Source organism: Rothia terrae (assembly GCF_012396615.1).
GTDB classification, from domain to species: Bacteria; Actinomycetota; Actinomycetes; order Actinomycetales; family Micrococcaceae; genus Rothia; species Rothia terrae.
This window is the reverse complement of record NZ_JAAXPV010000012.1, coordinates 63,318-84,388: the sequence shown is the minus strand read 5'-3', so window position 1 is coordinate 84,388 and position 21,071 is coordinate 63,318. Positions and strand designations below refer to the sequence as shown.

The window sequence follows — 21,071 nt, the reverse complement described above, 5'->3', positions numbered from 1 at the left end:
TGAGAGCTACGCCATATTAGAGTTGAGGGTATGCCTGAGTACACCCAACCCACCGCCGAACACGACCCTTTCGCCTACCTCGAAGAGCTCAATGACGAGACCTTCGCCTGGGCACAGGAGCGTAGCAACGAATCCCTACGAATCTTTGCAGGCAAGCGCTTTGAGAGGCATCTGCACGAGACAGACGCGATCATGTCTGCCAAAGACAAGCTGGTGGTGGGCACGCGTCGCGGGGACTACGTCTACGACTTCTACGCAGACGGCCAGTACCCGCGCGGTCTGTGGCGACGCACGCGCAAAGAAGACTACGACGCCTACAAGGACGAGAGCACCCAGCCCGCCTGGGAAACCCTGGTAGACATCGGCGCACTGGGCGCACAAGAGAAGCAGCCTTGGGTGTACGGCGGCATGAAAATCTGCCACGACGGTTACGACCGTGCGCTACTCACCCTGCGCCTGGGTGGATCAGACACCACAGTCGTGCGCGAATTTGACCTTGCCACCAAAGAGTTCGTGACGGACGGCTTCAACAAGCCCCTGGGCAAGGGTGACATGCGCTGGCTGAACAAAAACGCCGTCATCGTGGCGCACACCTTCGAAGATTCCGTGACGCGCTCAGGTTACCCGCGCTCCGTCCACCTGTGGTCGCGTAACACTCCCCTCGAGGACGCCGCGCTCATCCTGGAAGGACGCGACACCGACGTCATGGTCGGCGGGCACAACTTCAACATGGAAGGCTTTGAAAAAACGGTGGTCTACCGCGCCATCACCTTCCGCAACCACGAGTTCTACGACATGAACCGCGGCACCTACGAGCTCACGCGCATCCAGGTACCGGCGTCCGCCAACTGCGGGGCAGTGCGCGACTGGCTGACCGTGCAACTACGCGAAGACTGGGCTCTCGACGGAACGACATTCACGGCAGGATCCCTGCTCGCCCTGCCTTACGACGAGGCCATAGACGCACCCGTGGCAGAGCACGTGCACGTTATCTTCGAACCCGCCGACAGCTCATCGCTACTGAGCTACGCCGCCACCAAGAGCGGCATCATGTTCACCGTGCTCGATAATGTGCGCACCGACCTCTTCTTCGCTGAAGACTGCGGGGAGCACTGGGACATCCACGACCTGCGACCCGACGTCGGGGAGTTCAACAACATTCGCGTACAGCCCGTCAACCCGGATATTCGCGACGGCGTGCACCTGCTCGTCACCGGTTTTCTCACCCCGCCGACGCTCTACCGCGGCAGTTTCGTGGGCGGGTTCTCGGCAGAGCACTTTACCCTGCGCCCGCTACGCAGTACGCCGGATAGGTTCGACACCACCGGGCTAGAAGTGCGTCAGCGGTGGGTTTCCTCGGCGGACGGCACACGCGTCCCCTACTTTCTGGTGGGCAACACCGATGCGCTGAACGGCAGCTCCCCCGCCCCCACGCTACTGAGCGCCTATGGCGGGTTTGAAATCAAGAGCACGCCCTCGTACTCGTCGCTCTACGGCAAGGGGCTTCTTGAGAAGGGGTACGTGTACGCGCTGGCGAACATTCGTGGCGGCGGCGAATTCGGACCACGCTGGCACCAGGCTGCCCTGCGCGAGAACAGACCGCGCGCCTACGAAGACTTGATTGCCGTGGCACGCAACCTGGTGGACGCGGGCATCACCACCGTGCCACAGCTGGCGGCGATTGGTGGCTCGAACGGCGGGTTACTCATGGGCAATATGTACACGCGGTACCCGCAGCACTTTGGGGCGATTGTCTGCCAGGTGCCACTGCTGGATATGAAACGTTACTCGCACTTGCTAGCGGGCGCATCGTGGGTCTCTGAATTCGGCGACCCCGATACGGATGACTGGGAGTTTTTGAAAGAGATTTCGGCGTACCACAACGTGAACCCGGACGATATTCACCCCACCCTGCTACTCACCACGTCCACCAAGGACGACCGTGTACACCCCGCGCACGCCCGCAAGTTCATGGCACTGCTTGAGTCAATGGGCAAGCCAGTGCACTACTTTGAAAACGCCGAAGGTGGGCACGCAGGCGCGGCGGACGTCAAACAGAAGGCCTACATCTACGCGATGATCTTCACCTACCTGGACAACGCAATCCTGCCGTAGGCGGGCTGGAATGGCGGGGGCGCCGGGCAGATGTTTCACGTGAAACGTTGAGGACGCCAGGATGGGCGTCGGTAGCGAGCGCGGGACCTCGAGCGGCTAGATAGCGCGATACCTTCGAGAGTGCGGGATTATCCCGCACTCTCGAAGGTTTCAGGCGGTCTCGTGGGGTGAGCTAGAAACAGGTTTACCCCCACGTAGCGCTTGCAGGGTCTACCCCGTGCGCTTGAGCATTCGCGTCAATCACCTCGTGCAACCACTGCGCAAGACCAGGCTCGCGCGCGTCGTAATGCTCAGCAAATCGAGTATCTGCAACATACATGCGACCTAACAACACCTGCTGAGCATACGAGCAGTCATAGTAGCGGTTGATTGACTCACGATGGCGTTCTGCGAGCGCATTCGCCTCTTCAGAACCAGCAAGGACGCCCACACGCTTGGCGCTCGCTAAATCAGCTTCCAGCGCCTCGGCATCGGACTGGGCGCGTTGCCAATCCGCATCCGTAAACTGAGCTGTATTTTGCTGGGACTGCACGTAAGCATCGGTGTCACCCCAGCGCTCGCGAACCTCATCAGCGTACTGCGCCTGAATAGCCTGCGCCTTCTCGGTGGCTGTAAGTTTCTTCTCTGACATATTCTCCTCCATCAGGTGATTGACGGTTTCTAAAACCGCGGTGAGATGAGAGATTTTGTCTTCTAACAAACGCTTTTGTTCCTGCAGGTGCGTGTGAGCCGAACGCTCGCCGTCGGCAAGGACGCGCTGAATTTTCTTCAACGGAAACCCAAGCTCCCGATAGACCAGGACGCGGTGCAGACGGTCGATATCGTCGGCACTGTACACCCGGTATCCGGCACCCGTGCGACCGCTAGGAGTCAGCAGCCCAATCGCATCCCAGTGATGTAAGGCGCGAACGCTCACACCCACCAGGCGAGCAACCTCACCCACAGTCAAGTAATCAGCGGAACTGTTTGAATCTCTCATATAACCCACTGTGGTGCCTGACGCCGCGTGAGGGTCAAGGCTTAGGAAGAAACTTTTTGGACGCTATAGCTACAGCTTCTTGTAGGGTGCATCATCCTCAGCTATCTGACGCGTCATTCGATTAGATTCTTGCTGTTCAATTGTCACCCTAGCGCCAGGTTGCAAAAACTCGGCCATACCAAATGCCGCGCCGGACGTCCCACCTGCTTTGCGGTGACGATAAAAAATCCAGCCCTTTCTTTCGGCAGCAAGCAACAACCGGTCGAGTATAAAAAGACCGATAACAACCAACAAAACCGAGAGGAGAACGTTCATCTTTAGTAGTCGTCACCGCCCGAGTAGGAATCGTGCGTCATGTTCGCAAAGCGCGAGTAGTGGCCCTGGAAGGCGACCGCGATGGTCTTGGTCGGGCCGTTACGGTGCTTAGCCACGATAACGTCAGCCTCACCAGCGCGCGGGGATTCCTTATCGTAGACATCGTCGCGGTGCAGAAGGATGACCATATCCGCGTCCTGCTCGATACTGTTATGAACAGTCACGCCGTTAGCAATGAAGTTGTGATGACCCAAAACGGTAGCGTCAAAGACCTCTTCTTCACCACAGTATTCAATTTCAACGATTGAATCCCAGAACAAGTCGTTTACAGCAACCATGTCCAGCTCAGCTGAATCAAGGAGGGTAGCGACCTGGGTGAGACGCGAACGAGAGGGCGCACTCTTGTAATACGCAGAACCACAATACTGAGAACCCATAGAAGCTTGGAATTCGCGGTGCGTCATTCCCTTTTCAGAAAGAATGCGTTTCACATCGTCCCACACCTGGGCAGGGACAGTATCCACGTTAGTGTTGGATCTATATTCTTCCGTTTCCAGCACCTCTAATAGGGACTTACATTGTTCAGCACGGTTACCGAAAACTGAAATTTCGCGCAGGAAACGCAGCTGTTCGTCACGTCCTGAGATGTCCAAAGTGTATCCCTGGCGGTATTCACCCTTCAAAGCAGTTTTTCGAATACGTGAATTAATACCGAAGCGCAGCAGGAGAATGGAAAGCTGATCTAGTAGTTCGCGTGATGTTGATGCATAGTAAATGCGCCCTGAACGTCCATTCTTGTTCACCGTTACAGAACCATCAGTTGCCCAAAGGTGCTGAATAAACAGAGCGATTTGACGCTTCGGAAGCGCGTTCACAGCCTCGGGGATAAATTTTTCCCACGAACGTAGGCCAAATAGACCCAACTCATCTAACCATTCAGCCAGCGGGTTTCGCTTACCGTGCGTTAGACGGTGTGGAGCAGGTAGACGCAAAGAGACACATCGAGCAGCCGCGTGCTCATCTCGAACCGCAGTAATACCGAATTGCCCAAAAGCAGATTCGGTGACCACTCTCAAGTTATGTTCATCGATAGAGGCATAACGCAACGGCTGGCGCTTCACCGCCGAACCGTCCCCCAGCATATGAGCAAGCAAAATAACCTGCTCATCCGTCCACTCAACACGCTGTGCAGGGCCGTTGACGTGGCGAGGGACGCCAATGCGCTCGCCTACCTCGAGCTCGCCCAGCCCCTTCCAGCCGCGGAAAGTGAAGAATGGGTGGTTTGCGGTGGCGCGCAGTGTCTTGCCGGACGCGGTAGTCAGGCGGTAAACAGGCTTTACACCCGTTGAGAAAACATGGGTCAGATGGCGCTCCACAAAGCGCATATCGTCACCCAGTGACCACACGGGCACGTCCTTAGCGCCTGATGCGTACAGTTCACCCATGGTAGTTTCAGCACCGGTGTCAGCTCGCAGGATGCGGGTGCCAGCGGTGAGGCAGCCCGACTCGCGAAGGTCCGACACCATCGGCTTCTTGTCGGTTCGCTGCTCCGAGCCACGGTTCAGCTGCGACAGCGCAATGAGCGGAACTTCGAGTTCCTTAGCCATCAGCTTGAGCGCACGCGAGAACTCGGAGACCTCTTGCTGGCGGGATTCCACCTTTTTGCCGGAGCTCATCAGCTGCAAGTAGTCGAGCACAATCAGCTGCAGGTTGTTCTTCTGCTTAAGGCGGCGTGCCTTCGCGCGGATTTCCATGAGCGTCATATTCGGGGAATCATCAATGAACAGCGGGGCAGAATCCATCTTGCCCATCGCCGTAGCAATCTTCGCCCACTGCGAGTCATCCAGCGTACCCTTACGCAAATCAGACAGGTTGAGGGATGCCTCCGCCGAAAGCACGCGCATCGCAATCTCGTTGCGGCTCATTTCCAGTGAGAAGAAAACAGTAGCCATGTTGTTCTTAATGGCAGCAGAACGCGCGATATCCAGGGCGAACGTACTTTTGCCCATGGCCGGCCTGGCCGCGATAACAATCATCTGCCCCGCCTGCAGACCTGCGGTGAGCTCGTCGAACTCGATAAAGCCGGTGGGGACGCCGTGGATGCCGTCGGCTCGGGCACCATTAGCCTCAATTTCCTCGACAGTGGAGTTCATGATCTCACCCAACGGCGCGTAGTCTTCGCTCTCGCGGGTATCAGCTACCTGGTAAATCTCAGCCTGCGCCTGGTTGACCAGCGAATCCACCTCGCCGTCGCTCTCATACCCCAGCTGCACGATGCGAGTACCGGCACTCACCAGGCGTCGCAGCACGGCGCGCTCGCGCACAATCTCAGCATAGAAACCAGCGTTCGCCGCGGTAGGCACTTGCGAAGTGAGGTTGTGCAGGTAGGGGGCGCCGCCAATGCGGTCCAGCTCGCCACGTTTCTTCAATTCGTCGGTGACGGTAATAGCGTCCGCAGGCTCACCGTGACCGTACAGCGTAATGATTGCCTCGTAGATACTCTCGTGCGCAGGCTTGTAAAAGTCAGCGCCGCGCAGCACCTCAACGACGTCCGCAATCGCGTCCTTCGACAGCATCATTGCGCCAAGAACCGACTGCTCCGCCGCCTCATCATGCGGGGGTGTACGAACAAACTCAGACTGACTCTCAGACACGCAATGCCACCTTAACTCAAAGAATTACCAGTGTTCTATTATGCCTTCAATGAGCACCGTCTCTCTATGAAACTGACCTCTTATGAGCTCTTAGATTAAGAAATCCCGCGCCATCTGTTCCGCTATTTTTTCGACGTGCGGACGCGGGTTCGCCAGCGACTCTTCAAGGCTGACGCCGGTGCCCAGCACCGAGTAAACGCCGTCAAAACCCGCCGCGCGCCAGGCGTCCTCTTCAAGCTCGGAGCCACCACAAATCGCCACGACGCGGGCACCCACTCTCTTGCCCGCCTGCGCCACACCCGCCGGGCCTTTGCCCTGCAGGGTTTGGGTGTCGAACTTGCCCTCGCCGGTGATAATGAAATCTGCGCCGTCAAGGGCGTCGTTGAAGCCGGTGAGTTCGAAGGCGACATCCACGCCGGGACGCATGCGAGCACCGAGCACTGACAGGCACGCGAAACCGAGGCCACCGGCGGCACCGGCGCCGGGGGCCTCGCGGTATGTTCCGAGCACAACGTCGAGCGCCTGTTCAATGAAACCTGCCGCTAACCCCAGCAGAGCATCCAGTTCTTTGACCTGTTCGAGGGTGGCACCTTTTTGCGGGCCGTACACCGCGGCTGCCCCGTTCTCGCCAGTGAGTGGGTTGGTGACATCCGATGCCATCACGAAATCAACGCCTGCCAGGCGGGGATCAAGGCTTGAAAGGTCAACACCGGTCACGCCTCGCAAACCGCCACCGCCGTGCACCTCAGCAGGGTTCGGCGCATCCTCAAATCGCACGCCGAGCGCACTGAGCATACCGGCACCGGCGTCCGTGGTTGCACTGCCGCCCAGCCCAATAACAATCGTGGATGCACCGCGCTCCACCGCGTGAAGAATCAGCTCACCCACACCGAAGGTTGTGGCACCGAGGGCGTCCAGGTCTGCACCGAGCAGACGGATACCGCAGGCCTCAGCCACCTCGATGACCGCTGTTGCTGCGGCGCGGTCAAAAGCGTAACGGACAGTGACGGGCTGACCCGCCGGGCCGGTCACCTGCGTCTGAACCTCGTCAAAGCCGGACGCCAACGCCGCGTCCACCGTACCGTCGCCGCCGTCAGCAATCGGGCAGATGCGCGGGGTAAACCCCTCCCCCAGTGCGCGACGCATGCCGGTAGCAATCGCATCCGACAATTCGACGCCGGTGAGTGAACCCTTGAACTTATCAACCGCAATGAGAACAGACATACCTCTAGTATCACTCCCCGAGATCCTGTTTTAAATCAGGATCTCGGCGGGAAGAAAAGGGCAGAGAAAAAGCGAAAGGCTCAACCGCTTTGGTTGAGCCTTTCGCTATCACACACATACATACTCATGAAACCTGATGTTTCATACTAAGAAAGCCACACATTCACTTTCCTAGCTCCCTGAGGAACCGTATGTAATAAGTATGACGCGCTCACCTGAGGATAGCTTTGGGTGAAGCTGGGTGTTTACTGTGGGATTGATAAACAATTGGTTACGATTTCCCGTTTCGGTACTCTTGAAGCTTCTCGGGCGTGATGATTTCGAGATTTTCGGTCAACGGGTCGCCTGGCGCCCAGGTTTCGTTGGCAAGGACGCGGCGTCCTCGCCTGCGCGGTTTGAAGCGGAATTGAGGACGCGGCACGGTGAGGTTGACGGGAGCGGGTAGTTGCCAGTTGCGCCAGCGTGACAGCAGTCCGAGCACACCGCAGCTGATAATAGCGACCGCCATACCAACGTTGGGCATGTGGAGCACCTGGATGAAGATTGCCATTTCGGTGGCGCCCACAAAGGCGATGGTGGCGTACAGCGAATTACCGCCAAAGATGGAGGGGATGCGGTTGACCATGACATCGCGAATAACACCGCCGCCGACCGCCGTCACCACGCCTAAAATGATGGACGGGAACCAATGCAGCCCCACGCCCAGACTTTTGAGCGTGCCGGTTGCCGCCCAGCATCCCATACCCACAAAGTCGATCACCAGCAGGGCGCGGTCAGCGAATTTACCACCCAAATCAATAGCATAGGCAAGACCGGCGGACGCTAACGCCGCCACCCAATAGGCACTGTCGGTAAGCGCCACCGGAAAACCGGTATTCAGGAGCACGTCACGAATCAAACCACCGCCCATGCCGGATGCGACAGCGAGCATCAAAAAGCCCACCACATCAAAACGGAAAGCACGCGCCACCGCACCGCCCAAAAGACCGTTAGCGGCTACCGCAGCAACGTCCACCGCGCGAAACCAAACATCGGGGTCAAAGCTCGCCACCGCGTCCACCTCTTTTCTTTCTACGCGCACTAGTGCACAGATTTAAGTCCGACAACTCCGCCAATAATCATCAACAGAAAAAGGATTTTCACCGGCGAGATACTTTCGGCACCGGTGAGCATTGCCCACGCCACGGTGACCACCGCACCGATACCAACCCACACCGCGTACGCTGTTCCCACCGGCAATTTCCGCAAAGCGTAGGCTAGGCCAGCCATGCTCGCGATCATCCCCGCCACAAAAATAATGCTAGGCCCCAGCTTGATAAAGCCCTCAGACCTATCAAGCGCAGTCGCCCACACCGCTTCTAACACACCGGATACAACAAGTACCAACCAGTACATCATGCCCTCTTCAGCGAGCCGTCTTGTCGCTTTCCGGGTACGGCGTCCATCGTCCGGGGCTTAGAGCTACTTCTCTCAAAGCCGCAAAACATACTAGCAAGCTCACCGCCGTGCGGCGCATTAGCTACCTCACCACCGTACCCACCAGCGTCCCGCCCCGGCGAGCGCAGCCCACAGATGCCCGTTCTTTGGACGCGCCACCCGCGCACCCTGACAGAAATTTAGTAGGCTCAAAGTGCACATCACTTTCGCACCGACAAAAGGGTTCTTTGCATGTTTGGTCTTCTGGATGTCCGCTCGGGCTCACTCATTGCAGGGGTTTTGCTCCTTGCCCTCATCATGGTTGGCGTTAGTGCCTGGCGTAAGTCTAAGCGTCCGGCGTCTTTCAGTCCGCTGCTTGCAAGCATTACTCGTAGCTTGCTGATTCTTGCTGCCGCGTTGGTGGTGCTGGGGCTGTTGATGCTGACGGGTGAGACCGCCACGATTCTTGGTTTTCTGGTACTCAGCCTGGTGCTACTGCGTGAGTTTTTGACCTACGGCGAACGTGAACTTCACACGAGCCAGGCTGTTATTGTCGGTCTGTGCGCGGTGGTTGCCCTGCAGTTTTGGTTTGTGTGGGAACGCTGGAATATCGCTTATTCGGCTTTTATCCCTTTGGTGGCGTTCTTCTTTCTACCCTTTTTGCACACGTTTTCTCGCGAACCGGGCTTTTTGCATCGCACCGCCATTGTGCAGTGGGCGCTGATGCTGTGCGTTTTCTCGGTGTCGCATACGGCGGCGCTTCTTCAGCTTCCGGCTATTTTAGAGTCAGGACGCGACGCTGCCCAGCACACTGTTGCGCAGGTCGGTAGCGTCACCGGCGCGCATTACCTGCTGTTTGCCGTGGTTACGGTGGCGGGGGCGCGCATCCTTGAAAAAATTACCCTGCACAGCACCCGCAATCGCGGTCTTAGCTGCGTTGCGGGCGCACTGGGCGCTGTGGTTTTGACGTTTGCTCTGCTGTGGATGCTACCCGCCGCCTGGTATCTTGCGGCGGCTGCGGCGCTCGTGGGCTACGGTGCAAGCTTTGCCAGCGCAACCATTCTCGCCAGCATCTGTCGTGATCGCGGCTTCAAAGACTTCGCCCCCACTATTGCTGGCTTTGACAGCCTGGTGACGCTGGTAGTGCCCGTACTGTGCGCATCGCCGGTGATTTTCTACCTCATGCAACTGCCGCTCTAGGGTGTTGGTCTCCCCAGGCGAAAGCCATGAATCCGGTGTTTGCAGGGCATAAAAAAGCGGCGCAGAGATTATCTCTACGCCGCTTTTTCGCATTCCGGCACCACCCGTAAATGCCACACACATTCACTTTTGAAAGCTCTCTCGAACCATCTGATTAACATCTAACAGCACAGAAATATGTGCAGAATTAACAATTCCTGAGTTTTTCCTGGGACTTATAAAGAGGGTTATTCATAAGGGGCGATGGAGCGGGCTCACCGTGAAATTGCTGGTGCGGCGGCTGGCGCGAATTGTCGTGTGAGCAAAGCAAACCGGGCAAGAGGGGTAGCAGTGAGCGCGCACCGACTGCTTGTGCATCAAAATTTCAGCGCGCGTGCTTGGGCGGTAGAGCGTTACACCCCCGGAGGGGTGCACAGATGCGCGACGGCAGGGTATGCACATAGAGACTGCACGGACGCACCTGCCAAAGACGCGCTTTAAAAGAGTTCAGGCGGCCACAACACGGACCGCCTGAACATCACACACATTCACTTTTTGAAAGCTCTCTCGAACCATCAATTAATATATAACCATACTTACCTTTGTAAAAGCTGATAAATATCCTTAAGTTACCTAATTATTATTTTTTTATTTTTACCGAGGTTGCCACGAGCTCATCAGCCCGCTCTTTCCATAGGACAAACGGCGGTGCACCGCCTCTAACGGGCCGGGCTTGCCAAACACTTCAAGCACATTCGCAACCACCAGCGTCACCAACCACACGCCAACACCAGCCCACAACGCCACGAAAGCACCCGCATCCGCGAACAAATGCAAACCGTACGGCGCCAAGAAAATAATGCACAGCACCGACTGCAAGACGTACCCCGTCATCGAACGCTTACCCAGTGCCGCAAGCACCGTCAAGGGCTGAGGAAGTGCCGCAGATTTTCCAGCCTCAGCTGCCTTAGCCACACGCTGCTGAACAGGTGCAAGCACCAACGCCAAAACCGCAATCAAACCGGGACCAGCCAGCGTACCCACCGACATACTCACCGACGAAAACAGCTCCCACGCAGGCAAAACACCCATCAGACTCAGTCCATACAGCACACCGGTTACAACGCCGCATCCCATACCCACTACAGCAACACGCACCAGCGTCCGACGATGGTGAGCAGTATCCGACAACAGCCCCTCGCGTGCCATCACAAAGCCAAAAAGCACCAGCGGCAACAGGGCAGGAAGCTGAAAAGGCGAACTAACAACCTGCATGACAAGCGCCAACACACCAAAACCCACGCTACCCAGATAAGTAGAACTCGTAAAAGCATCGGCAGTCGCAGTGGGATCACCCATGAGCTGGCGTCCAATATCAGTGAAATCAATGAACACCGCCAAGCCCACAGAACCCAGCGTACCCAGCACAAACAGGACGCCCGCGATAATGAGCAGGGTTCGGGTGCGCATCGCGATCATGGTCGCCAGCAACATACCCATCAGTCCGTACATCATCATAATGTCGCCCCAGAACAAGAAAACCATGTGCACCACACCAAAAATCGCAAGCATGCCGTAGCGGCGCGCAATCACCCCGCGAGCCTTACCCAGCGGATAACCACGCCGATACAGGCTCGCCGCAATCATTCCCACACCAAAGCCCATCATGGTGGCAAACATCGGAAAACCGCGCGCATGCACAAACACAGCGGTGAACAAAATAGTGAGCTTATCCCACAGGCTGTCGCGAACAATACCGCCCAAATCACCGCCGGGAGCACCCGGCATCACCAGCCACACCGTGGCAATATTAGCGATCGCAATACCCAACAGCATCAGACCGCGAGCCACATCGGGCACCACCATACGCGGGATACTCAGGGCGGATGCGGACGCTGTAGATGCGGTGGAGGGAGCGGGTGCAGGCGGCGCATCCAGCGCAGAAACAGGAGCGGTGCCCGGTGCAGGAGAGGACTTACCCGATGCAGGAGAGGAATCAGCCGATGCGACCGACTGATCAGCTGAAATATTCAAAGGGGCAGGGGAAGTCATAGGCTATCTTTCACGCGTGGTTCTTTACTTCTACCCACTGTATGAAAACTAACGCCGCTCAGCATCATCCTCAATGAGTATTTTCTTGCCCCGCCCGCTAGGTGAAACGCATTCGGCAAGGTGCTGCACCTACGGGAGCGACAGGGCACTTGTGAGAGTGCCCGGGCGCCCACCGAAGCGACAGTGCACTTAAAAAGTTCAAGGGCAAGATCCCCATACAGATCTTGCCCTTGAACTTTATTCAACGAGGCTCAGCATAACCTCGCAAAAGCACACACACATTTTTGCTTCTTAGCTCTTTCGAACCGTTGTTAATAGTTTGCACGCCTACCCTTTGGGGAAGTTTGAAGTAACCTGCAAGATTCCTGAGTGTTTTGAGACTACTTGAGCAACGATGCATACCCAGCGCTAGAGCGTCACGGGCGACGGAACTAAATACAGCAGGACGGAGCGGCAGGGGTTGCGGTGGCAAGATGCCGCGGCAGGGCGATTTCACGGTGCTACGACGGTGCAGGTTTACAGCAGGACGGGACGGTATTGTGGCGGCATTGTGGCGGCGCGGTAAGACAGGGCAAGCCGTAGCCAGGTAAGCGATGCCGAGACAGACAAAACAGTGCCGACAGGAAGGACAAAGACTAGCGTCCAGCGTCCAGCGAGCAATAATCGACTGTTAGCCGCCGAGAAGCAACAGCACACTAAAAGCTGCCAGCGGGTTGAGCAGCACCGACGCCACCAAAATCAGGCTCAGCCACAGCGTATGCTCACGATGCTTAATAAGCCCCACAATCGCCAGCAGAGCACCTAAAAACGCCGCCAGCGACCCAACAGCCAACGCAATCAGGAAAACAGTCAGAGTGATCGTTGGTGAGCTCGTTGCAAAGAAAATAGCCACCAGCAGCATCGCAATAGAAACACCGAGGGCAATGGATGCGGCAACAAGCATCTGAGAAGAAGGGCGGAGTTTTCGAGACATAACCACAAGCATGGCACGCTTGAGCGCAACCCGCCAACTGTCGCACCTTCAGCCTGCCCCGTACCTCCGGCAGCGACCACGTTTTTCTCATAGTGACCAGAAAACTCTCACAAACCAGCGATTTTCAGCCTGTTTTTGAGGGTTTTGTGGTCACAACGAAGCAAACGTGGTCACCTTTCACACGGGCGGGAGAGATGACCGGGCATGCGGGCGGTAAGAAGCAAGCAGCCGACACAAACGGGCAGGCGGTAAGAAGCAGGCGGGCGGTCAAAGACGGCACAAAAAAGGACGCGCCCTCCCACTTTCGTAAGAGGACGCGTCCTTCATCAGCCTATATGCAAGCCATCAAAGCTCACAGGCAAACGTGTAAACGCCGAAAATTATTCAGCTACAACGTCGAGTTCAACGTCAGCGGTAACGTCTTCGTGCAAACGCACTGAGACGGTGTATGCACCGGTTGACTTGATTGCTGAACCGAGGTTGATCGCGCGCTTGTCAACTGAACCAATGCCAGCTGCTTCAATAGCGTCTGCTACGTGCTTAGCCTTAACGGTGCCAAACAGGCGGCCTTCTGCGCCAGCCTTGTGAGCCACGGTAACAGTGGTCTCAGCGAGCTTAGCTGCAGTTGCCTTAGCTTCCTCAAGGGTAGCCTTCGCACGAGCTGCGCGAGCTGCCTTGATTGACTCAACCTGCTTTTCGCCGCCCTTGGTCCAGGTAACAGCGAAGCCGCGGGGCATGAGGTAGTTACGTGCGTAACCGTTCTTTACGGTTACAACGTCGCCTGCAACACCGAGGCCGGTTACTTCCTGAGTAAGAATGATCTTAGCCATGTTCTTCTACTCTCCTATCGATTTAGCGGCCAGCGCCTGAGTAGGGCAGCAGTGCAACTTCGCGTGCGTTCTTGATTGCCTGAGCAATCTTGCGCTGTTCCTGAACAGATACGCCAGTAACGCGACGTGCACGGATCTTGCCGCGGTCGGAGATGAACTTACGCAGGAGTGCGACGTCCTTGTAGTCGATTACAGTAACGTCAGCAGCCTTCAGCGGGTTCTGCTTGGGTTTGGGCTTGCGGATTTCAGCCTTAGCCATCGTGGTGCTCCTTATCAGTTTGGGAGCCCGCGGATTTCACACCGCGGGATGGTGGATAAATGTTAGTTATAAAGAAGGTCGGACGCGAGGCTTAGAACGGAGGTTCGTCGTCTGCGCCTGCACCCCAGTCGTAGTTACCGCCGGACTGAGCGCCCCACGGATCAGCTGCGGGGGCTGACGGTGCCGCTGCCGGAGCAGGGTTACCGCCAAAGCCACCACCATTATTGTTGGAGTAGCCGTTGCCACCGCCGTTGTTAAACGACTGGTTTTGAGCCGGTGCATTATTGAAGCCGCCCTGGTTGCCACCAAAGCCACCGTTCTGAGCGCCACCGTAGTTGTTACCACCGTTGCGCTGGTTGCGGTTAACCTGTGCGGTTGCAAAACGGAGTGAGGGACCGATTTCATCGATCTCAAGCTCCATTGAGGTGCGACGTTCGCCTTCTTTGGTTTCGTATGAACGTGACTTCAAACGACCCTGAGCGATAACGCGCATACCCTTCTTGAGGGTTTCTGCGATGTTCTCCGCAGCTTCACGCCAAGCTGATGCGCGCAAAAAGAGGGTTTCGCCTTCTTTCCACTCGCCGCTCTGACGGTCAAAAACACGCGGAGTTGAAGCGATCGTGAAGTTAGCTACCGCAGCACCATTAGGGGTGAAGCGAAGCTCGGGATCGCCGGTGAGATTACCAACAACGGTAATGACGGTATCGCCAGCCATTTGCAGTCTCCTGTTCTATCGAAAAAGTATTTACTTGAAGATTAGTTGCGGGGGCTGACAATATAAGAGCTTTTTGCACTCATGTCAGTCGCAATTTTCAAGAATTTACTTGGAGGAGATTTTCTGATCTTCCGGGCGGATGATCTTGGTGCGCATTACTGATTCGTTCAGGTTAAGAACGCGGTCGAGCTCTGCAGCGGTCTCCGGAGTTGCAGTGAAGTTAACTACTGCGTAGATGCCTTCTGACTTCTTCTGGATTTCGTATGCCAGGCGGCGACGACCCCAGATGTCAAGGTTATCTACGGTGCCGTTGTCCTTGGTGACAACTTCGAGGAACTTTGAGAGGGTGGGCTCTACAGCCTTGTCCTCTACCTCGGGATTGAGGATAACCATCAGTTCGTATGCACGCATGATTAAACCCCTCCTTTGGGCTAAACGGCTATGGGATTTCCATAGCAGGAGATTCATACTTCTTCTGTGCACTACGCGGGGATTGGCCGCGTCAGTAGCACAGACTTATCAAGCTTACCGTACGGGCGCGGCTTTGGGCAGTGCTTTTGCGCGCTTTCGGTGCAGCTCACACTAATTACAACGATGCGATTTGAGAGGCGATTCCGCCACTTCCCCACCCCGGATGCGCATTGGGCAACTCTGCCGGGGCGGGCGTCCTTGGGCACTAGGAACAGCCTACGCAGAGAAGCCACGATGCGAAGTCGACAGTCAACTGGCTCGGGTCTGGCGTTTAGGGATGTTGACGGGCGGCTTCGCATCGCTGGCGGACAGCCAAGAATTGACTAGAAGCGGTTTGCTCGCGCCGTCGCGATGGAGTTCAGAATTCGCACGCGCAGCGGAATGGTGAAGATGTCGATGAACATCAGAATGGCCCAGATGCCAAGTGGAATAAAGCCAATAAGGATTCCACTCGTCAAGGCTCCCACGCCAAAGAGAACGAGGTACAAAATCCCCATAAACGGCGCATTTAAGTAGAACTTGTGAATACCCAAGCTACCCAAGAAGAACCACAAGATGTAGGCAAGGACGGTCGATTTAGCGTTGACCACGACGCGCGGCGGAGTGCCCCACAGCATGCTGGACTGACCCCAGCTCGCTTTCTCTTGGTCACTCACGTAGGTAGGAATATAGTGTTCAGGCTGTTGATGAGTCATGAAGATTCCCTTTCGCCACACATTCCGATGCGGCTATTGATTGAACGAGACCGTAATATCTGCGTTCTTTCCAGTCGATTTTACCTGCGCATCTATTTCAAATTCGATAGTTTCACGCTGGGCTTTACCGTTAGCGGTATAGGTGAGCTCAAAGACCGCAGGCTCGTATCTGCTCGAGGCCCAAGAGGTTGGACCTTCATCAGATTGCTCGAGAACCAAAGCAGGTCGGTCAACGAGCTTCCAGCGAACGTCCGCGATGCGCGCCTTAGAACTCGCATCCGGCGACGACTTGGCGCTTTGATTGTCGGCAGGCTTTTCACTCAAAGGTATACCAGCGTCGTCATATTTAGTGGATGCGGGGCAACCTTCGGGAGCAAGGCTACGCGAGCTGGCGCATTTTGCTAACTGCTCAGAGATTTTCTCATTGGTCTCACTCCACATGCGCGGTGACGGTTTGAAGGTCAAGCTCACCTGCGGCGCCTCTACTGCACCGAGGGGAATAATAACCTCACGAGGCGCATCCTGAATGCGGTAATACGAGTCTTGAGGGGTGTCGATAGAGTACGCACCGGGTAGCAGCACCAGATCCCAGGCGGAGCCAGCATCGTCATTTCGAGTGGTTTTAGAAGCACCGAAACCGGTAGTTTTACCGTTGACAGTCAGCTCATCGACGGGAAACTGAGCGGTGACTTCTTGGTTCACTTCGGCAGGCTGATCGAGCACCCACGCATCATTGAAAATACCCTTTTTATGGGTTTGCTTAAGGGGCAAAACCGCAGACGACCACTTGCCGTCCACCTTTACCTCAAGATATGCCTGAGCATGGTCAGCGTCAGAGTGGGTAACTTTCGTAATCCGATGCTCCTGCACGCGATGCTCAGCAACGCGGTAAGCACTTGATTTGATATACACAAAGTTATCGCGTGAAAACGCTGCGCGATCCACGGCAGAGAAATAACTGCCGCGCTCAACAGCGCCGAGATAGCTATCTACAGCCTCTTCGGGGGTGCGATTAGTGGTGATGTAATTAGCCACGCCAGCCACAATCGCACCTACCAACGCCAGTGCAACGGCAACAATCAGCAGGCGATTACGCACCACCACTTTGTCTTTAACAGACAGAATTCCAGCAAGAACTTTAGGACGCTTGCTCGCTTTTTTCAGTCGCTTTTTAGGGCGAACTTTCTCAATTTTCATTGCACCCTCTTTTCACAGTACTAAGCTTACTGCCCGTGGTAGCCCGGGTACACCAAACCGCTCTCATATGCGAAGACCACCACTTGCACGCGATCCCTCACATTGAGCTTAGTCAAAATAGAACGCACATGAGTTTTGACGGTAGTTTCAGAGACAAAAAAGCGGTGAGCAATTTCGGCATTAGAGAGACCGTCAGCAATCGCCTCCACCATCTCTAGCTCGCGTCGAGTCAGCGATTCTAATTGCCGCGAATAGATGTTTTCAGGCTTTTCCTGCTGAGGAGCATGAATATATTGCTCAACCAGCATTTTAGTGATGCGGGGAGCAACAATGGATTCCCCGTCACGCACCACGTGCACAGCACGCGCTAGATCATCGGGTTCTGAGTCTTTGAGCATGAAGGCACTAGCACCCGCACGGAGACCAGAGAAGGCATACTCATCCACATCGAAAGTGGTCAAGATAATAACCTTCGAGTCGGTCTGAGCGGTGATGCGCGCCGTCGCCTCGATACCGTCCAGCACCGGCATGCGCACGTCCATCAGCACCACGTCCGGACGCAACTGCTGAACGATCTCTACACCCTGCAGGCCGTCGGACGCCTCACCTACAACCTCAATGTCGTCACAGGCTTCCAAAACCATTTTGAAACCCATACGAATTAGCGACTGGTCATCGACAATCACCACGCGGATTTTCTCGCTCATGCCTCTCCTTTCGTGCCGTCATCCCACTTTAAGTGTGCCCGAACTGTCCAGCCACCCACGTCATTGGGGCCAACGTTCACCGTGCCGTTATAGAAAGCAGCGCGCTCCCTCATGCCGGTAATACCTTTGCCCGTTCCGATGCTGGGAGGCAGCGGCGATGATCCACCCACCATAGAGCCATCGTTGACGATGGTGATGAAAATATCCGGCAGGGCTACCGATAGCCGAACGGTAATATTTTGGGCGTCCTGCCCGTAGCGCAGCGCATTGGTCAACGATTCTTGAACGATGCGATAAAGACTCAGCCTCAAATTATTGTCCTCTGGAACAGCCGCACCTTCGTGGGTGAAATCCACGTTGAGACCCGTCGAGGAAAATGATTCTGCCAGCTCGCGCAGGTTCTCCACCGCGTCCTCGGCTGTACCCTCTGCCGGGGTAAGCGACGCCGCGCTGTTCTCTTCGCGCAAAACCCCCAGGGTACGGCGCATATCAGCCAACGCTTTACGCCCGGTTGAGGACAGCTCCTGCAAAACTTCACCAGCACGTTCAGGATTCTTCTGCCCCACCAAACGAGCGCCGTCCGACAGCGTAATCATGACCGTCAAGGAATGCGCCACCACGTCGTGCATCTCACGGGCGATGCGGTTGCGCTCCTCAGTAGCCGCCAGCGTCTGCGTCTGCTCAAAGTGCCGCAAAATTTCCTGCTCAAAAATGCGATTACGACGCACCGACCGGCCAGTCACCACGATAGTGAGGTGAGTGACCAGCAGAAGAGTCAATCGCATACTCAGGATGATCCAGAGATCCAGCTGACTCACGTTGCTGTCCGTTGCAGAGATTTGGTTTCTCCACTGCGGATCCATAATGGGCAATGAGACGATCACGGAGTATATCGCCAGCAGAATATATGCGGTTGCAACAGTACGTGTCTGACGATTCACAGCTACCGTATAGAGCATGACCCACAGCGTAAAACCGGCAATTGAACTCGATGGCCCTAGCCACCATACCGTTGCCACATCACAGACAATGCCCAATACCAGCCACGACATCGGAAAGAGCTTGCGATAGTAAATCGCTACTGAAAAGAAGAGGCCACCCACAACTATCGCGGCAGCTTGCCACCAAATCACCGCCTCCGGACGCTGCATCACGTTCTCGGAATATAACACCAGCGTCAATAAACCAAGCACCTGATTGCCCCAATGAATCGCTATCAGGCTCCAGCTCACCGTTCTCGGATGGTTACGCAACCAGCGTCGAAATGGCCCTCTTCTACGCGCGACAAGGCGCTGCCCCTCAGTGAGAGAAGCAGCGCCTACATTCAAAGACGTTACGCCCATATACGGTGACTACTTGGGGTCGGTAAAGCGGAAGCGCAAGTAACCGAGGAGCGCCGGAATCGCTGACCACAGCGCCAAAATACCGCCAGCTTGCACGTAGCCGATTTCAGCATCGTCCGGCAGGCCGTAACCGATGATGGTCTCGCCCATGGCCATAGGCAGGTACTTCGCAAAGTCGGTTGCCCATTCCCAGGGGAACATCATAAAGACCAAGCTGATGACGAACATCAACACAACAACCAGAACGATGCCGCCGGCATTGTTGCGCAAGAGAGCACCGAAACCAAGACCCATCCACGCCATGAGCATGGAGAAAATAGCGACGCCCAGCCAGTTCATCACCACGCCGGAATTGAAGTCGACCTGGTTGGCAATGTTGTCATTCACCAGCATCAAACCCACAAAATATGAGATAGCCGCGAATACAAAACCGATAACGAATGCGTAGATAGAAACGATGATGAGCTTGGCGAGATACACCATGGAACGCTTAGGAACAGCGGTCAGCGTGGTGTTAATCTGATGGGTTGCATACTCTGATGCGATAAAGACAACGGCAACGGATGCGATAAGCATGCAGGCCAGCTGCATACCCGAGCCACCCAGGCCATATGTCATATCGACAATACCTTCGACGCTCTGCGGCATCGCCCCGCGCTCAGCAGCATCCGCCGCTAGCTGAGGGTCGGTGGTGTAGCTGTAGAGCTGGTTGATAGCGGCACCCACGGCGAGAGCCAGAAGAACCAGCACGGCGCCAATCACAAGCGTCATCACCCAGTTGGTGGTGAGCGTGCGGAACTTCAACGCCTCGGAGCGCAGCACGCCCCAGAAAGACAGCTTGTGGTTAGCGTACGTTGAGGTGCGAGGAGTTACTGAGGTTGTAGCAGTCATTAGTTCGATCCCTTCTGACCCCAGGAAGTCTGAGGTGATTCGTACATGGTTGCCGGGTCTGCCTGCGGCGCCTGTGAGGGGCTACCGCCGGGGGCGACCACCGAACCGTTTGCCGCGTTGAAGTCGCCTGAGTGGTACTCAACTTCGCCGCGGGTCATCTGCATGTAGACCTGCTCAAGGGTTGCCACCTGCGGGGTGACTTCGTGCAACAGGATGCGGCGGTCCAGCGCGTAGCTTGCAAGATCACGGGCGGGGGTGTGCTCCACCATGAGGCCGTCAGTTTCTACAGACGAGAAGTTCACGCCCTGCTGAGAGAGGAAGGACGCGAATTCATCGCGCTGATCGGTGCGCACCAGAACGCGCTGGTCATCGGCAAGTTTGAGGTAGTCCTGCATGGAGCTGTTCGCCAGGATGCGACCGCGTCCAATGACCACTAAGTTATCGGCGGTCTGCGACATTTCGCTCATGAGGTGCGATGAAATCAGAACGGTTTTACCTTCGGACGCCAAATGACGCGCGAGGTTACGCACCCAAATCACGCCCTCGGGATCGAGGCCGTTGACGGGCTCGTCGAGAATGACATTCTGAGGGTCGCCCAGCAGGGCACCGGCGATGCCCATGCGCTGACCCATACCCAGCGAGAAACCTTTGACTTTCTTTTTAGCAACAGCGGAAAGACCGGTCATCTCGATTACCTCGTCCACGCGCTTTTTGGGGAAGCCGTGGGTGAGTGCCAGAGAGCGAAGGTGCTGCAGGCCGGAGCGTCCGGGGTGCATGGCTTTTGCATCCAGTAGCGCACCAACGGTAGACAGTGGCGACTTCAGTGAGGCGTACTTTTGCCCGTCAATCAGAGCTGAACCGCTGGTGGGATGTTCAAGGCCCATGAGCATACGCATGGTGGTCGATTTGCCCGCGCCGTTGGGGCCGAGAAAGCCCGTCACTTTGCCGTTGGGAACGGTGAAGCTGATGTTGTCGACAGCGGTTTTATCGCCGTATTGGCGCGTGAGCTGTGAGACTTCAAGCATCGCTACTCCTTGCTGTAGGGGATGTTTACAT

The 21,071-nt window shown here is 56.1% G+C and carries 20 protein-coding genes and 1 riboswitch; of the genes, 2 read left to right on the top strand and 18 right to left on the bottom strand.

The window, feature by feature from the left end:
- Positions 1-30: 30 nt before the first annotated feature.
- The gene (locus HF984_RS07905) at positions 31-2,115 is read left to right on the top strand and encodes a prolyl oligopeptidase family serine peptidase (RefSeq protein WP_168615129.1); all 2,085 of its coding nucleotides are present in this window, start codon (positions 31-33) and stop codon (positions 2,113-2,115) included.
- Between the two features lie 184 nt (positions 2,116-2,299).
- Here the strand turns inward: HF984_RS07905 and HF984_RS07900 are convergent, their stop codons facing one another.
- From HF984_RS07900 to HF984_RS07875, 6 genes are all read right to left on the bottom strand, one after another.
- On the bottom strand, positions 2,300-3,094 hold the full coding sequence (locus HF984_RS07900; RefSeq protein WP_168615128.1) for a MerR family transcriptional regulator: 795 nt from the start codon (positions 3,092-3,094) through the stop codon (positions 2,300-2,302).
- Between the two features lie 69 nt (positions 3,095-3,163).
- The gene (locus HF984_RS07895; protein WP_168615127.1) at positions 3,164-3,409 is read right to left on the bottom strand and encodes a hypothetical protein; all 246 of its coding nucleotides are present in this window, start codon (positions 3,407-3,409) and stop codon (positions 3,164-3,166) included.
- Between the two features lie 2 nt (positions 3,410-3,411).
- Positions 3,412-6,063 carry a replicative DNA helicase gene (locus HF984_RS07890; protein ID WP_168615126.1) on the bottom strand — a complete coding sequence of 884 codons (2,652 nt, stop codon included), beginning with the start codon at positions 6,061-6,063 and terminating at the stop codon, positions 3,412-3,414.
- Between the two features lie 90 nt (positions 6,064-6,153).
- A complete protein-coding gene (locus HF984_RS07885; RefSeq protein WP_168615125.1) occupies positions 6,154-7,287 on the bottom strand; it encodes a glycerate kinase in 1,134 nt (377 codons plus the stop codon).
- A gap of 271 nt (positions 7,288-7,558) precedes the next feature.
- On the bottom strand, positions 7,559-8,338 hold the full coding sequence (locus HF984_RS07880; RefSeq protein WP_168615124.1) for a trimeric intracellular cation channel family protein: 780 nt from the start codon (positions 8,336-8,338) through the stop codon (positions 7,559-7,561).
- A gap of 29 nt (positions 8,339-8,367) precedes the next feature.
- The gene (locus HF984_RS07875) at positions 8,368-8,682 is read right to left on the bottom strand and encodes a DMT family transporter (protein ID WP_168615146.1); all 315 of its coding nucleotides are present in this window, start codon (positions 8,680-8,682) and stop codon (positions 8,368-8,370) included.
- A 12-nt stretch (positions 8,683-8,694) separates the two neighbouring features.
- Positions 8,695-8,754: riboswitch (guanidine-III (ykkC-III) riboswitch) on the bottom strand.
- Between the two features lie 201 nt (positions 8,755-8,955).
- Between HF984_RS07875 and HF984_RS07870 the strand changes: the two genes are divergently transcribed.
- Positions 8,956-9,903 carry a hypothetical protein gene (locus HF984_RS07870; protein WP_168615123.1) on the top strand — a complete coding sequence of 316 codons (948 nt, stop codon included), beginning with the start codon at positions 8,956-8,958 and terminating at the stop codon, positions 9,901-9,903.
- 633 nt (positions 9,904-10,536) lie between these two features.
- Here the strand turns inward: HF984_RS07870 and HF984_RS07865 are convergent.
- The 12 genes from HF984_RS07865 to HF984_RS07810 form a co-directional block, all read right to left on the bottom strand.
- Positions 10,537-11,934, bottom strand: a complete 1,398-nt coding sequence (locus HF984_RS07865; protein WP_168615122.1) for a DUF418 domain-containing protein — start codon at positions 11,932-11,934, stop codon at positions 10,537-10,539.
- A gap of 670 nt (positions 11,935-12,604) precedes the next feature.
- Positions 12,605-12,907 (bottom strand): hypothetical protein, encoded by a 303-nt coding sequence (locus HF984_RS07860; protein WP_168615121.1) that lies wholly within the window; start codon positions 12,905-12,907, stop codon positions 12,605-12,607.
- Positions 12,908-13,287: 380 nt separating this feature from the next.
- Positions 13,288-13,737, bottom strand: a complete 450-nt coding sequence (gene rplI, locus HF984_RS07855) for a 50S ribosomal protein L9 (RefSeq protein ID WP_168615120.1) — start codon at positions 13,735-13,737, stop codon at positions 13,288-13,290.
- A 22-nt stretch (positions 13,738-13,759) separates the two neighbouring features.
- On the bottom strand, positions 13,760-13,996 hold the full coding sequence (gene rpsR / locus HF984_RS07850; protein ID WP_168615119.1) for a 30S ribosomal protein S18: 237 nt from the start codon (positions 13,994-13,996) through the stop codon (positions 13,760-13,762).
- 91 nt (positions 13,997-14,087) lie between these two features.
- Positions 14,088-14,711 carry a single-stranded DNA-binding protein gene (locus HF984_RS07845; RefSeq protein ID WP_168615118.1) on the bottom strand — a complete coding sequence of 208 codons (624 nt, stop codon included), beginning with the start codon at positions 14,709-14,711 and terminating at the stop codon, positions 14,088-14,090.
- Positions 14,712-14,816: 105 nt separating this feature from the next.
- On the bottom strand, positions 14,817-15,122 hold the full coding sequence (gene rpsF, locus HF984_RS07840) for a 30S ribosomal protein S6 (RefSeq protein ID WP_168615117.1): 306 nt from the start codon (positions 15,120-15,122) through the stop codon (positions 14,817-14,819).
- Between the two features lie 383 nt (positions 15,123-15,505).
- Positions 15,506-15,877 carry a TM2 domain-containing protein gene (locus tag HF984_RS07835; RefSeq protein WP_168615116.1) on the bottom strand — a complete coding sequence of 124 codons (372 nt, stop codon included), beginning with the start codon at positions 15,875-15,877 and terminating at the stop codon, positions 15,506-15,508.
- Positions 15,878-15,910: 33 nt separating this feature from the next.
- Complete coding sequence (locus HF984_RS07830) at positions 15,911-17,074, bottom strand: hypothetical protein (protein WP_168615115.1); 1,164 nt, start codon at positions 17,072-17,074, stop codon at positions 15,911-15,913.
- 26 nt (positions 17,075-17,100) lie between these two features.
- Positions 17,101-17,781, bottom strand: a complete 681-nt coding sequence (locus tag HF984_RS07825) for a response regulator (protein ID WP_168615114.1) — start codon at positions 17,779-17,781, stop codon at positions 17,101-17,103.
- On the bottom strand, positions 17,778-19,013 hold the full coding sequence (locus tag HF984_RS11870) for a histidine kinase (protein WP_168615113.1): 1,236 nt from the start codon (positions 19,011-19,013) through the stop codon (positions 17,778-17,780). The genes HF984_RS07825 and HF984_RS11870 overlap by 4 nt, the downstream gene beginning before the upstream one ends.
- A 120-nt stretch (positions 19,014-19,133) precedes the next feature.
- Positions 19,134-20,015: an ABC-2 family transporter permease gene (locus HF984_RS07815; RefSeq protein ID WP_168615112.1), complete on the bottom strand. Its 882-nt coding sequence runs from the start codon at positions 20,013-20,015 to the stop codon at positions 19,134-19,136.
- Positions 20,015-21,040 carry an ABC transporter ATP-binding protein gene (locus HF984_RS07810; RefSeq protein WP_168615111.1) on the bottom strand — a complete coding sequence of 342 codons (1,026 nt, stop codon included), beginning with the start codon at positions 21,038-21,040 and terminating at the stop codon, positions 20,015-20,017. The genes HF984_RS07815 and HF984_RS07810 overlap by 1 nt, the downstream gene beginning before the upstream one ends.
- Between the last annotated feature and the right edge of the window lie 31 nt (positions 21,041-21,071).